Genomic DNA, 13,268 nt, shown 5'->3' with positions numbered 1-13,268 from the left:
CCTTCTAAAAAGTATCCCGGAATGGGTCCGTGGGCAATGTGTCCTCGGTGGAATTGACCCCAAAAATTCGCGATTTTTTGATAACACCATGATCCCGCGACTGTTCGTCCCACACTTTCCGCGCCTCGGCGAACGCATGGCCCTCGACGAGGCCGAGCGGAATCGTCTGCTGCGCACCCTGCGTCTGACACGCGGCGACACGGTGATCCTTTTTTGTGGCGAACCCGGCGAGTGGCGCGCCACGATCGTGGAGACCGGTCCCACGCTGTGGGTCGAACCGGTCGAGTTCGTGCCCGCCTTGAAGGACTCCCCTCTGCGCATCACCCTGATTCTCGGGTTGACCAAAAGCGGCGCGATCGAACTGGCGGTGCAAAAGGCGGTCGAGGCCGGGGTGGATCGCCTGATCCCCCTGATCAGCCGTTATGGGGTCTGCCGTCCGGATGCACGTCAGAGCGACAACAAATCCCGTCGTCTCAAGCGCATCGCCATCGAGGCGGCCCAGCAGTGCGGACGCACCCGCGTTCCGGAGCTTTGCGATCCGGTGGGTTGGTCGGAGCTGCCAGCCTTGCTCACGGAAGGGCCGCGTCTGCTGTTTTGGGAGTCTGCCGGAGAACGGGGAGAGCGGTTGCGCGTGTTGCCCCATCCTGGATCGGCGGTGACCCTGCTGATCGGACCCGAGGGGGGGTTGAGCGCCGAGGAGGTGCGTGTGGCCCGCGAGGAGTTGGGTTTTGTCATCGTCTCCCTGGGTCCGCGGGTGCTGCGCGCCGAAACCGCCGCCATGGCCACGGTGGTGGCCTGCCAGGTGCTGTGGGGGGACATGGGATGAGCAGACGGTTGATCATCGCGGGGATCGTTGGCGCGTTGCTGATCGTGGCCCTGGTCCGCGCCCTGCTCGCCCCCGCTCCGCGCGGCGTTCAGACCGATACCCGTCTGTTGATGGGCACCCTGGTGACCATCTCCGCCTGGGGGGTGGAGAAGGGACGGGCCCAACCGGCCATGAACGCCGCCTTCGCGGAGATGGCGCGCATCGAGGCCCGGATGAGCCGATTCGTGGACACCAGCGAGGTCGCCGGTCTGAACGCGGCGGAACGGGGCACCTGGCAGCCGCTCTCCGAAGAACTGGAGCGGGTGGTGACCTTGGGGATGGAGATCGACGGGTTGTCGGGGGGTGCCTTCGACATCGGCCTGGGTCCGCTTTCGGATCTTTGGGGGTTCTCCCGCGAGCCCCCTCCCGAGACCCCTCCCGAGGCCGCCAGGATCGAGGCGTGGCGTGCCGGACGCGCCACCCTGACGGGTCCGGGCATCGAGATCGACGCCCATCGCCTGCGTCTGGCCAATACGTCGGTGGCTCTCGATCTGGGTGGAATCGCCAAGGGGTATGCCGTGGATCGGGCCATGGAGATCCTGGAACGGGAGGGGGTGGCCCATGCGTTGATCAACGCCGGCGGCGACATGCGCATCGTCGGCGACAAGGGCGGCAAACCCTGGCACATCGGTCTGCGCGATCCCAGGCAGGCCGAGGGCGTGGTGGCGGTGATGGATCTCAAGGGTTCCATCGCCATCTCCACCTCGGGCGACTACGAACGGTTTTTCCTCCACGACGGGGTGCGTCATCACCATATCCTCGATCCGGCCACCGGCCAGTCGGCCCGCTCCGGGTTGATCTCGGTCTCGATCCAGGCCCCCAGTTCGTTCCTGGCCGACTCCTTGAGCACCGCGCTGTTCGTGCTCGGCGAAACCAAAGGGCTGGCCCTGCTGGAGAAATTTCCGGATTGCGCGGCCCTGCTGATCCGCGCGGACGGCAGCCGCATCCAGACCCCTGGCTTCATCGCCGCACCCCCGACCACCCCATGACGCCGCTCGATTTGTTCCGGCGCGCCGTTACGCCTGCGGATCGCTGGCTGATGGGGGTGAGCGCCGTGACGATCCTGGTTTTCGCCATGCGCACCGTGACCACGCCGGGAAAGAGCGCCATCGTCTCGCGGGACAATCGACCGGTGCTGCGACTGGCGCTCGACACGGATGCGAAACACGAGGTGGCCGGACGTCTGGGACCGGTGGTGGTGCAGGTCGAGGGGGGGCGGGTGCGTCTGCTCGAACACCGCAGTCCGCGCATGATCGGCACCCGCGCGGGCTGGATCCAGGGCGCCGGACGCGCCATCGCCTGCGTGCCGTGCGGCATCGTGATTCGCGTGGAAGGGGAAAACCCCACACCTTCCGGGGAAGGCGGGGGGTTCGACGCCATCAGCGAATGACCGGATTGCCGAAAAGCACGGTCGCGGGGGATTGATCTGCCGTTCCATTCTGCCTATACTGATGGGATTTTTTCCATTCGGTGACTTTCGGTGTCAGCCATGGCCCGGATGTTCGCGCCCCATGACCCGTAGAGATCTGTCCAACTAAGGAAACCAATCGTGCTTGATCTGTTGCGCAACATCGCCATCATCGCCCATGTGGACCACGGCAAAACCACGCTGGTCGATAAACTGCTCCAGCAATCCGGAACCCTCGCCCAACGCGGCGAAGTCCAGGAGCGCATCATGGACTCCAACGACCTGGAGCGGGAGCGTGGCATCACCATCCTGGCCAAGAACACCGCCATCCAGTGGCGCGAGTACCGCATCAACATCGTCGATACCCCTGGCCATGCCGACTTCGGCGGCGAGGTGGAACGGGTGCTCTCCATGGTCGATTCGGTGCTGCTGCTGGTGGACGCGGTGGATGGTCCCATGCCCCAGACCCGCTTCGTGACCCGCAAAGCCTTCGACATGGGGTTCAAGCCGATCGTGGTGATCAACAAGGTGGATCGCGACGGCGCACGTCCGCTGTGGGTGCTCGATCGCACCTTCGATCTCTTCGACCGCCTCGGCGCCACCGACGCACAGCTCGACTTTCCGGTCGTCTACACCTCGGCGCTGCAAGGGTGGGCCACCCTCGATCCCGACGTTCCGGGACGGGATATGGAAGCCCTCTTCGAGACCATCGTCGATCGCACGCCCCCCCCCGCCGTGGATCCGAACGGACCGTTCCGCATGCGCGTTTCGGCACTCGACAAGAGCAACTATGTCGGCATCATCGGCATCGGGCGGGTCGAGCGCGGCATCGCGGCGGCCAACAGCCTGGTCACCGTGGCTGCCCCGGACGGCACGCGCCGCAACGCCAAGATCGCCAAGATCTTCAGCTTTCTCGGTCTGGAGAAGATCGAGGTTCCCCTTGCCCGCGCCGGCGAGATCATCGCCTTCACCGGGGTGGAGAACCTCGGCATCTCCGACACCCTCTGCCACATCGAACACGTCGAACCCCTGCCGCCCCTGGCCGTGGATCAACCCACGGTGAGCATGACCTTCCAGGTCAACGACTCTCCCATGGCCGGACAGGAGGGGAAATTCGTCACCAGCCGCCAACTGCGCGAACGGCTCTTCAAGGAGCTGGAACACAACGTCGCCCTGCGGGTCGAGGAGACCGACAACTCCGACCGCTTCCGGGTCTCCGGACGCGGCGAACTGCATCTGTCGATCCTGATCGAGAACATGCGCCGCGAGGGGTACGAACTCGGCGTGTCGCGTCCGGAGGTGATCCTGCGCGAGTTCAATGGCGAGTTCAAAGAGCCCTACGAACTGCTGACCGTGGATGTGGAAGAGGTCAATCAGGGGGCGGTGATGGAGGCCTTGGGCATGCGCCGGGGGGATCTCAAGGACATGGTGCCGGATGGACGGGGCCGGGTGCGGCTCGATTACGTGATTCCGGCCCGCGGCCTGATCGGCTTCCAGACCGAATTCCGCACCATGACCTCGGGCACCGGGCTCATCGCGCGCATCTTCCACGAATACGGTCCGCTCACCCAGCCCAACCTGGGCGCGCGGCGCAACGGGGTGTTGATCTCCATGGATGCCGGCAAGACCGTGGCGTTCGCCCTGTGGAATCTCCAGGAGCGCGGACGGCTGTTCGTGCCGCCGGGGGTGCCGGTCTACGAGGGGATGATCGTGGGCATCAACAGCCGCAATCAGGATCTGGTCGTCAACCCGATGAAGGGCAAGCAGTTGACCAACATCCGCGCTTCCGGCTCCGATGACGCCATTCTGCTCACCCCGTTCCTCAACTACTCCCTGGAGCAGTGCCTGGAGTTCATCAACGAGGACGAGTTGGTCGAGGTGACCCCCAAAAGCCTGCGCATGCGCAAAAAGCTCTTGAAGGAACACGAGCGCAAGCGTTATTCGCGTGGTCTTTGAGGCGCGATTGCGGTTTGCAACAGGTCAGGGCGTGCCGACAGGAGGTGGCATCGCGTCTTCAGACAAGACGCGATGAACACCTCCTCAAGGGACCGGGCATCGAAGATCCGCAGGCTCCATGCCTCCGGAGTGTTTGAATAAAGCCTCGATACATCTTCCAGGCCACCTGGTCATCCTTGTGGCTCTTGTGCTCGATCGGTACGTAGAAACATACCGGACGTCGGCATCCTCGGCATTGGACGGGTGGGAGGGGGCGCGGCATCGTCGCCGCCAGGGACTGCAAACGGCTCAGGCGGCGATTTCCGTGACGGTCAACAGTTGGGAAGCGAAGCTGCCGGGCTGTTCTTCGAGAAAATGGATCGCGATACCGGTTTCGGTGATCCGGGTTACCTTGCACGCCCGGATCGGCGCGGAGTTGAGCGGCATGAGATGCAACAGTCCCAGTTCGTGCAGTTCCACTGTGTTTGGCGCGTAGCCGATATCGAAGTAGACCCCGCTGTCGCTCACATTGACCGTGTTGCCGATGAAGGCGCGCCTCCCCGGCAGCTCCAGAAGCACCCGCGCCAACACTTCGAACCGTTCTGCCCGTTCGTCCGGCATGCCAGAACCTTTCTTGAATGGGTCACTGTTTTCCAAATGGATTCGGGTGGCAGTGTAACCGTTTCTCTTAAGAAAATCCAGCCAATTCCGGCATGAATTGCAATTTTTTCCAGTTATACCCTCTGTTTTTGTCATTTTTTGTTTGATTGGGTTGCTTTTGTGCCTCTGTCCCGTCCGATCCGATCGCCTGCCGCCGAACATTCCGCCACGCCTCCTTGACGCGGGGATCCGTGGATGATTCAAAGAAATCGATCAAACTTGCAAACATGGCTTGATGCTTGCTTTATGGGCAATGAAGGGTGAATTCTTGTTCATGTCAGGGGTGTCAATCGGATGTCGGGTGGCAAGCGTATACGCATGGGGCGGCCTGGATGGGGAGTCGCCCGTTGTCTGGGTGGCCTGTCGTTCATGGTGATCGCCCTGCCGTGCGCCTCGGCCCTGGCCGACTCGATTCCAGAAGCCATGCGTTCCGCCTTGAAGGATACCCCGCGCATCGAAGCGGCACGCCGCTCGCTCCAGGCCATCAAGGAACGCCGGGCCCGAGCCGTGTCCGGCTATCTGCCGACCCTGGATCTCAGCCTGGCCACGGGCAACGAGTGGAGCAACACCACCTCCACCCGTCCGGTGGAAGGGGAGGTGCGGCTGCAACGGGGCGAAATGCAGGTTACTCTCAACCAGCCCCTGTTCGATGGCTTTTCCACCTGGCACCAGGTGGCCGAAAACGATGCCCGCGAGAGTTCCGAACAGGCCGCCCTCGATCAGGCCTCCGAGGAGGTCGCCCTGGATACGGTGCTCGCCTATCTCGAGGTGCTGCGCCAGAGGGAGTTGCAACACCTGCTGCGCGAACAGGAGGAGGTCCATACCCTGATCCTGGAGCGGGTGCGCGACATGGCCCGTCTGGGCATTGTCACCTCGGTGGATGCCGATCTTTCGGAGAGCCGGCTCAAACTGATCATCTCGGATCTGGCCTCTGCGGAAGGGTCGGTGCGCAAGGCCGCGACCCGGTTCCGCCGCATGGTGGGACGGGAGCCGGGCGTGCTCGATCCGGCGCTTTCGCCGGTCGGCTTTCTGCCGAAAACCCTCCAGGAGGCGATCGAATGGGCCACACACCACAATGCTTCCCTGAAACGCTCCAAGGGGGATCTGGAGTCCAGTCGCGCCTCCCATGCCGGCAATTACGCGCGCTATTGGCCCAAGGTGGGCTTGGATCTGGGCTACTCCAACACGGATAATGTCAACGGCACGCGCAGTTACAACGAAAACGTGCGCGCCATGGTGCGCATGAACGTCAACCTCTTTCACGGTGGCGCGGATCTGGCCACGGTGCGGGAGAGCGCCGAACAGTTGGGACGCAGCCAGGGGTTGTACGACGAGGCGCAGGAAACGGTCTACGAAGAGGTGCGTACCGCCTGGGAGCGGATCCGCACCTCACGGGAGCGGTTCGCCAAGCTGGAGGACCATCTGGAGGCCAAACAGCGGGTCACGGCCTCCTACCACGAGCAGTTCAAGATGGGATTGCGGCCTCTGCTCGACGTGCTCAACTCCGAAAACGAGCTGACCGCGGCCAAGAACGCGCTGGTGAACGAAAAATACGAGGAACTTTCCGCCAGTTATCGTCTGATGGCGGCCATGGGGATCCTGCGTGCCTCCCTGCCGGGCGGGGATCCGGACAAGCCCTTGTCCGCGCCGAACCAGGAGATGGTGAACGCGCCGCGACCGTCGGAGATGGCGTCCGCGCCGAACCGGGAGATGGTGAACGCGCCGCGACCGTCGGAGATGGCGTCCGCGCTGAACCGGGAGATGGCGTCCGCACCGCGACCGTCGGAGATGGCGTCCGCGCCGAACCGGGAGATGGCGTCCGCGCCGAACCGGGAGATGGTGAGTGCGCCGCGACAGCCGGCTCTGACCTCCGTCGTTCCGCCGGCTTTGACCTCCGCCGTTCCGCCGGCTCCGCCTCCCGTCGAACGTGTTCCATGGGGGCGGAAACCCGACGAGAACATGACGCCGGTTCGGAATCGCGCCGCGACGGTCGCGCCCCTCCTGCCGACGCCTGTCGAGAACGCTTCCCCGGTGCCGGAGAAGCGCGCGATCATCCCCGCCACCCCCGAAGTCGCCCCCAACGCCGCCATCGAGGCGATGCCATCGCGTGCGTCCGGTTCCTCCCGTCCGATCTTTGCCGCCGAGCCGGTGAATCCTCAGGAGATGCTCGAACCGACCGGAATCGGTGCCGATTTCGAGTTGATCAAGCCGGATCTGGAGGCCGGGTCCGTTTCGCCGCTCTCCTCTCCGGTTCCTTCCGCCTCCCACACCGACATCCCCACCTTGGAAGAGGCCACGGAGCTGTTGTGGCGGGAGAGCACCGCCTTCTCCTCCGAGGTGCCGATCAGCGCTCCCGGAACGCCTCGTTGATCGATGAGTAGATCGGCTTGAGCAGATAGGCCATCAAGGTCTTGCTGCCGGTATGGATGTCGGCCTGCACGGTCATGCCGGGGAGGATTTCGTTCACGCCCGGATGTGAACCGAGGTAGTGCTTGGAGAGCTTCACCTTGCCCTTGAAGTAGGGCTGCTTCTTTTCGTCCATGAAGGCATCCGGCGACACGGATTGCAACTCGCCGGCAATCGTTCCGTAGCGGGCATAGTCGTAGGTCAGAACCTTCACCGTCACCGGTTGACCCACCTTTACATGACCGATGTCGCGGGTGGTGATGCGGATGTCGGCGTGCAATGTGCCGTCGAGGGGCACGATCTTGGCCACCAGTCCGCCGGGCGGGATCACCCCTTTCAAGGTGTTGGCCCCCATCTCCTGAATCACCCCCCGGACCGGCGCGGTGATCACCAGTCTGGTGACGCGGTTTTCCAGACGGGCGATCTGTTCGTCCACCTGGGCCTGCTCGGAGAGGGCGTTGTTCAGTTCCTTCCGGGCTTCGTGGCGGCGCTGCTCCTCGCTCTCCTTCAACCGGCTCCGCAACTCCTGGATATCCATTTTGGTCTGGGCCATGGTGCCCTGATTGCGTTTGATCTCCTCGACGACACGGGTCTTCTCCCGCTTGGTGGAGAGCACCGACAACTGCGAGACCAACCCCTTTTCCAACCCTTTTTCCTGAATCGCCTGTTCCTCTTCCAGCAACTCCTTGCGACGTTCGAGGGGTTCCATCTGGTTGCGCAACTCGCGGATCTGGGTCTCCCGTTGCGCGATCTGACGCAGGATCACCTCTCCGCTGCTGGCCTGATAGTCCCGCTGGCTGTTCAACAGGTTCTCCTGATCCGCGGCCAGGGCCGCATACTCCGGCGCGACCTCGGCGAAATGGGGTATGCGGCCTTCCAGAAAGGATCTTTGCCGTTCGATCAGCAGGGCCAGGGATTGATGACGGGCTTGATACTGCTTGAGTTCCGGTTCGATCGGCGCCGGGTCGAGCCGGACCAACGGATCCCCCTGGGCAACGATCATTCCCTCCTTGACCAGGATCTGTTGGATGATCCCCCCTTCCAGATGCTGGACGTTCTGCACCGGATTGTGGGTGACCACCTCGCCGGGGGCGGGCGCCATCTCCTCGAGCACCGAAAAGGAGGCCCAGACCAGAAAGACCACCACCGCCAGAGAGATCGACGTGCCTGTGGCGCGAATCAGCAGCGGCAAGCCACCCTCTTCCAGGATCATGGATTGGGCCAGAAAGCGTTGTTGACGATTTCCGATCGGGATGTTTTTGGATTCGGTGGCGGGTTCGGAGGACATCGAGATTCGGTTCCGTGGGGGTCAGATCAGGTTTTGGGGAATCTTGGGCAACACCTCGCCGGGTGGTCCGGCGAGTTTCAGATACCCCTGATCGAAAAAGAACAGTTGATCGGCCAGCCGCATGTGGCTGGGACGGTGGGTCACGATAAACACCGTTGCCTTGCCGCGCAACCCATTCACCACTTTTTGGAAGGCTTGATCCCCTTCCCAGTCCAGGGCGCTGGCCGGTTCGTCGAACAAAAACAGTTGCGACGGCTTGAGGTAGGCGCGTGCCAGGGAGAGTTTTTGAATCAGACTCGAGGAGAGCAGTCCGGTGTTGTCGCCGATGCGGGTATCGAAGCCGCGCGGCAGGGCGCGCACATCTTCGAGGGCTCCGGATTTGCGGCACGCCTCTTCCAGTTCTTCCAGGCTGGCGGTGGCGTGGGCCAGACGGAGATTCTGGGCGATGGTGCCGTGGTAGAGATCGCAGCGTTGCGGCACATAGGCCACGGCGTGACGCAGTTCGATGGGGTTCATCTGGCGGATGTCCTGTCCATCGACACGGATGCTGCCGGCCTGGGGAACGTAGAGTCCGGCCAGAAGCTTGATGATGGTGGATTTTCCCGAGCCGTTGCTGCCGACCACCACCACCACCTCGCCCGGTTTCACCTCGAAGCTCACGCCCATCAGGGCCGGTTCGGCCTCGTTGGTGTAGCGCAGGCTGACGCGCACGAAGCTGACCGCGCCCTTGAAGGTCTTGATCGGTTCGATGGGGGCGTAGGCTTCGAACTCCGGCTTGACGTTCATCAGGCCGTCGATCTGCTTGACGCTGGAGCGGATCTGCTCCATGCGGGTCATGGCGAAGAAAATGCTTTGCAAAGGGGCCAGGACGCGCCACACCAGGATCATGGAGGCCACCAGTCCCCCGACGGTCATTTCGGCGGCCAGCACGCGCAGCACGCCGAGGCTGACCGTCACCAGGCCCGAAGCGACCACCAGCAGTTGGGCGATGGTGTTCACGGATGCGGTGATCAGCGAGGAGCGGAAGTTCTGCATGGCCGCCTCGGCGGAGAGTTCCCGAAACCGTTCGAACCACATCTCTTCGGCGCCCAGGTATTTGATGGCGCGGATCTTGTTGAGCACCTCGACCGTGAACTCCTGGTGTTTGGCGCGGGCGCGTCGCGCCTTGGCCCCTTCGTTATCCACCAGGGGGGTCATCACGAACCAGAGCACCAGAAACAGCAGTGCCGTGATGGCGGGGATCAGGGCCAAAGACCCGGCCAGCATGGCCATGACCACGATGAAGACGATGGTGAACGGCATTTCCAGAAAGACCAGGGCCAGGGGACCGGTGAAGAATTCGCGTACGTTGTCGAAATCCTTGACCCGTGCCACCTGGGAGCCGATCGGGGCCCGTTCGGTGTAGGAGGGGATGAGCGAGAGGATGCGCAGAAAGATGGCGCTGCTGACGATGCTGTCCATGTGGGCGCCGACGTGCATGAGGATGCGGGCGCGCATGGCGCGGAGCATCCAGTCGAAGCCCAGGGCGAGCAGAACGCCGATCACCAGATAGACCAGGGTCTGCATGGAGTGGGAGCCGATCACCCGGTCGTAGACCGCCATGGAGTAAAGCGGCGGGGCGATCTGGAGGACGGTGATGGCGGCGGTGAGTCCGACGATGAAGTAGAAATAGCGTCGGAAACGGTTGGTGGCCATGCGCAGCCAGCCGATGCGGTTCTGCTCCAGGGCCATGAGTTCGTGGTCGAAGGTTTTGAAGAAAAAGGCCGATCCCTGGATGTTCATGGGTGGAATCCGACCGATCTGCCCGGTCGCGCCATCGAAAATCAGCCACAGATCCCCGATCTGCTCATAGATGACCATGGCGCCCCGGTCATCGGGCACGAACAGACAGGGCATCAGACGTGGATCGATTTCGGTCAGAGCCATGCGCAATTCATGGCTCTGGAAGGTCAGGTTGGCCATGACGTTGCGCATGGCGGTCAGATCCAGGGATTCGGCGAAGTGAGGCAGGGCCTCGGCCACATGGCGCAGGTCGCCGCGATAGCCGAGGGCGTGCAGCAACGGCACCAGACAGGCCCCGAAGTCCGACAGGCGCGCGAACTCCTCCAGAATGCCGCTCGGCTTGGGATAGTCGATCAGCGACTCTTGCGGACGTTTCATCATGGCTTTTTCTCGCCGGTCTTCAAGAAGGCAAGCTTGGTGATCACGTCCGCGTCGCTCTCCTGGCCAGACGGTGCATGCGGATCCGGAACGTCGCCATTCGTCCCGTCCGTCGCCTGCCCAGCCGGTCTGGCGTGATCCGTTTCCTGAATGGCGTGCCGCGGCGTCGGAGTGTCGCCATGCGTTCCAGCCGTGGCCTGCCGGGTCGGAGCGGTCCCCGGTTTGGTCAGGATCACGGCCAGAGGTTTGGGTTGGCTGGTCGCGGGCGGGGTTTGACCTGCGGTCTTGGCGCGCAACAACTCCCTGAAATTCGGACGCGGGCCGGAAGTCTCGTCAGCCCCCTTGGGTGGTACGGGCAGGCGGACCGGCGTCGGTCTGGTCTGATCCGTCGTGGAGGCCTGTGCCGGGTTCGGATTCGGGGGGGGCGGGCTGCCCGCTTGCGGCGTGCCTGGGGCCGAGGGTGGTTTGATCCGGTTTTCCGGCAAGGTGATCTGGAGCGGGCGCGGGATCGGCGGTCCGGGAGGCGTGGAGGCTTGTTCCGGTTGGGGCCGCGCCGGCGTTGGCGGTTTGGTGGACTGCGGAGTCGGTTCCGGCCTGGCATCGACGCGCCCGGTTTGAGCGGGCGGCGTGACGGGTGCGGAGGCGTTCGTTTTGGGCGTCTGCTGGAGCGGAGTCGCCGTTGGCGGCGTGACGGGTGCGGAGGCGTTCGTTTTGGGCGTCTGCTGGAGCGGAGTCGCCGTTGGCGGCGTGACGGGTGCGGAGGCGTTCGTTTTGGGCGTCTGTTGGAGCGGAGTCGCCGTTGGCGGCATGACGGCTGGCGGCGGCGTGACGGGTGCGGGGGCTCCGGGTGCGGGGGGGCGTGGCACGGCTGGTGGCGGCGTGACGGGTGCGGGGCCTCCGGGTGCGGGGGGCGGGGGTGGTTTGTTCTCCTTTTTCTCCTGCTGCACCAGGGTGCGATCCTGGATCCGGTAGATCCGGTCGGCCAGAGCGACCAGCGAGGGGCGGTGGCTGACCATGATCAGGGTCACCTTGCCGTGAAAACGCATCAACTCCTGCTTGAGTTCCTCGTCCCCCCGGCTGTCGATGGAGGTGTTGGCCTCGTCGAAGAGCACCAGATTGGGGTGGTCGAGGAGTGCCCGGGCGATGGCGATGCGTTGCTTGACCCCTTGCGGCAGGATCTCGGCGGCGCCATCATCGACCAGGGTTTCGAAGCCGTTGGGCATCTTGGTGACGAAATCCAGCAGACCCAACCGGCTGGCGAAGGATTCGGCCTCGGTATCCTTCCAGGGCCGGAACATGGTCAGGTTGTCCATGATCGTCCCTTTGAAGAGAATTCCGGATTGCGGCAGATAGGCGATTTTTCCGCGGACACTGGAGGGATCGAATTCGGCGATATCTCGGCCATCGATCAATACCGCTCCCGAAGAGGGGCGCAACGCGCCTTGCATCAGCCACAACAGGGTGGTCTTTCCGCTGCCGTTGCCCCCGGAGATGGCGATGGTCTCGCCGGGTGCGACGGTAAGGTTGATGTTCTCCAGAATCGGCGGTTTGTCGGGTGCGAAACGATACGACACATCCCGCATCTCCAGCCCTCCGGCCACGGAGTCCAGTTCCGGGGTTTCGGCTTCGGATTCGGGGGGCAGATCGAAGAGGATCGCCAGCCGGTCCCGGGTCACGCGAATCGACTGGAAACGGGCCCAGATGCCGAAGGCGCGCTGCAAGGGTTGGATCGCCTGTCCGGAGAGCATGCTGCATGCGGCCAGTCCACCGATGGTCAGTTTCTGCTCGATGACCATCAGACATCCCAGACCCACCACTGCCACCATGTTGAGTTGCGAAAAAAGCATGCCCAGATTGCCCGAGGTGACCCCGAGCAGTCCCACCTGTTGCGAGACGTTGGAACAGCTCTCCTGCAATTTCTCATAGCGACGCAGCATCATGGCTTCCATGGCCATGGCCTTGATCGAGTGGACGCCGTTGAGAACCTCGATCAGAAAATCGATGCGTCGGTCTTCCCACAGGGTCCGTTTTTGCACGGCATCGTAGAGCCAGCGGCTGATCAGGAAAGAGACGCCGATGAACAGGCCGAAGATGAAGATCGGAATCACCACCAGCCAGCCGGCCAGATAATAGATCAGAACCAGAAACAGCACGGCAAAGGGGAGGTCCAGCAGGGTGAGCACCGCCTGACCGGCGTAGAAATCCTTGAGGGCGTGAATGCCGTTGATGCGTTCCAGGTGAGCGCCGGAGCCTTGGCGTTCGATATGTCCGAGGCTGGAGGCGAGCAGACGGTAGACGGCGGTGCATCCGGCCAGATGTTCGAATCGGGCGCCGAGCCAACTGCCGACGTAGGATCGGACCATTTTCAAAATGGCCTCAAGCAGAATGGCGGTCAAGACGCCGGTCGTGAGAAGTCCCAGGGTGGTGATTGCCTCAAAAAGCAGGATGCGGTCATAGATTTGCAACATGGTCAGGGGGAGGGCGAGTGCCAACACGTTCAGGACTGTTGAAGTTATCACCAGGTCAAACATGTTTCGGCCAATCAA

At 63.2% G+C, this 13,268-nt stretch carries 9 protein-coding genes; 5 read left to right on the top strand and 4 right to left on the bottom strand.

Annotated elements, in window-relative coordinates; all coding sequences use genetic code 11:
• Positions 1–88: 88 nt before the first annotated feature.
• The 4 genes from ACOY6C_RS07915 (at position 89) to typA (ending at position 4,229) form a co-directional block, all read left to right on the top strand.
• Positions 89–826 carry an RsmE family RNA methyltransferase gene (locus ACOY6C_RS07915; protein ID WP_420904936.1) on the top strand — a complete coding sequence of 246 codons (738 nt, stop codon included), beginning with the start codon at positions 89–91 and terminating at the stop codon, positions 824–826.
• A complete protein-coding gene (locus ACOY6C_RS07910; RefSeq protein ID WP_420904935.1) occupies positions 823–1,854 on the top strand; it encodes an FAD:protein FMN transferase in 1,032 nt (343 codons plus the stop codon). The genes ACOY6C_RS07915 and ACOY6C_RS07910 overlap by 4 nt, the downstream gene beginning before the upstream one ends.
• Positions 1,851–2,255: a NusG domain II-containing protein gene (locus ACOY6C_RS07905; protein ID WP_420904934.1), complete on the top strand. Its 405-nt coding sequence runs from the start codon at positions 1,851–1,853 to the stop codon at positions 2,253–2,255. Before ACOY6C_RS07910 ends, ACOY6C_RS07905 begins: the two co-directional genes overlap by 4 nt.
• A gap of 159 nt (positions 2,256–2,414) precedes the next feature.
• A complete protein-coding gene (typA, locus tag ACOY6C_RS07900) occupies positions 2,415–4,229 on the top strand; it encodes a translational GTPase TypA (protein WP_420904933.1) in 1,815 nt (604 codons plus the stop codon).
• A gap of 288 nt (positions 4,230–4,517) precedes the next feature.
• Here typA and ACOY6C_RS07895 read toward each other — a convergent pair whose 3' ends face one another.
• Entirely contained in the window at positions 4,518–4,829 is a 312-nt protein-coding gene (locus ACOY6C_RS07895) for a PilZ domain-containing protein (RefSeq protein WP_420904932.1), read from the bottom strand.
• Positions 4,830–5,162: 333 nt separating this feature from the next.
• Here ACOY6C_RS07895 and ACOY6C_RS07890 point away from each other — a divergent pair, with 333 nt between their 5' ends.
• Positions 5,163–7,238 carry a TolC family outer membrane protein gene (locus ACOY6C_RS07890; protein ID WP_420904931.1) on the top strand — a complete coding sequence of 692 codons (2,076 nt, stop codon included), beginning with the start codon at positions 5,163–5,165 and terminating at the stop codon, positions 7,236–7,238.
• On the opposite strand, the gene ACOY6C_RS07885 is transcribed toward ACOY6C_RS07890, so the two are convergent.
• The 3 genes from ACOY6C_RS07885 to ACOY6C_RS07875 are packed head-to-tail and all read right to left on the bottom strand — an operon-like array spanning position 7,213 to position 13,253.
• Entirely contained in the window at positions 7,213–8,562 is a 1,350-nt protein-coding gene (locus tag ACOY6C_RS07885; protein ID WP_420904930.1) for an HlyD family type I secretion periplasmic adaptor subunit, read from the bottom strand. The two genes, ACOY6C_RS07890 and ACOY6C_RS07885, sit on opposite strands and share 26 nt — an antisense overlap.
• Positions 8,563–8,583: 21 nt before the next feature.
• Positions 8,584–10,725, bottom strand: coding sequence for a peptidase domain-containing ABC transporter (locus ACOY6C_RS07880; protein WP_420904929.1), 2,142 nt, complete (start codon positions 10,723–10,725; stop codon positions 8,584–8,586).
• Complete coding sequence (locus ACOY6C_RS07875) at positions 10,722–13,253, bottom strand: ATP-binding cassette domain-containing protein (RefSeq protein WP_420904928.1); 2,532 nt, start codon at positions 13,251–13,253, stop codon at positions 10,722–10,724. Before ACOY6C_RS07875 ends, ACOY6C_RS07880 begins: the two co-directional genes overlap by 4 nt.
• Positions 13,254–13,268: the final 15 nt, after the last annotated feature.

Origin of the sequence: Candidatus Magnetaquiglobus chichijimensis, from assembly GCF_045865675.1 — a bacterium.
Classification (GTDB): domain Bacteria; phylum Pseudomonadota; class Magnetococcia; order Magnetococcales; family Magnetaquicoccaceae; genus Magnetaquiglobus; species Magnetaquiglobus chichijimensis.
This window is presented reverse-complemented; position numbering and strand designations above follow the sequence as displayed.

Excerpts from the sequence above, each read along its gene's own strand:
- ACOY6C_RS07890 (WP_420904931.1), top strand. The coding sequence starts at position 5,163 with ATGTCGGGTGGCAAGCGTATACGCATGGGGCGGCCTGGATGGGGAGTC.
- ACOY6C_RS07875 (WP_420904928.1), bottom strand. The coding sequence starts at position 13,253 with ATGTTTGACCTGGTGATAACTTCAACAGTCCTGAACGTGTTGGCACTC.
- ACOY6C_RS07880 (WP_420904929.1), bottom strand. The coding sequence starts at position 10,725 with ATGATGAAACGTCCGCAAGAGTCGCTGATCGACTATCCCAAGCCGAGC.
- ACOY6C_RS07895 (WP_420904932.1), bottom strand. The coding sequence starts at position 4,829 with ATGCCGGACGAACGGGCAGAACGGTTCGAAGTGTTGGCGCGGGTGCTT.
- ACOY6C_RS07885 (WP_420904930.1), bottom strand. The coding sequence starts at position 8,562 with ATGTCCTCCGAACCCGCCACCGAATCCAAAAACATCCCGATCGGAAAT.
- ACOY6C_RS07905 (WP_420904934.1), top strand. The coding sequence starts at position 1,851 with ATGACGCCGCTCGATTTGTTCCGGCGCGCCGTTACGCCTGCGGATCGC.
- ACOY6C_RS07910 (WP_420904935.1), top strand. The coding sequence starts at position 823 with ATGAGCAGACGGTTGATCATCGCGGGGATCGTTGGCGCGTTGCTGATC.
- ACOY6C_RS07915 (WP_420904936.1), top strand. The coding sequence starts at position 89 with ATGATCCCGCGACTGTTCGTCCCACACTTTCCGCGCCTCGGCGAACGC.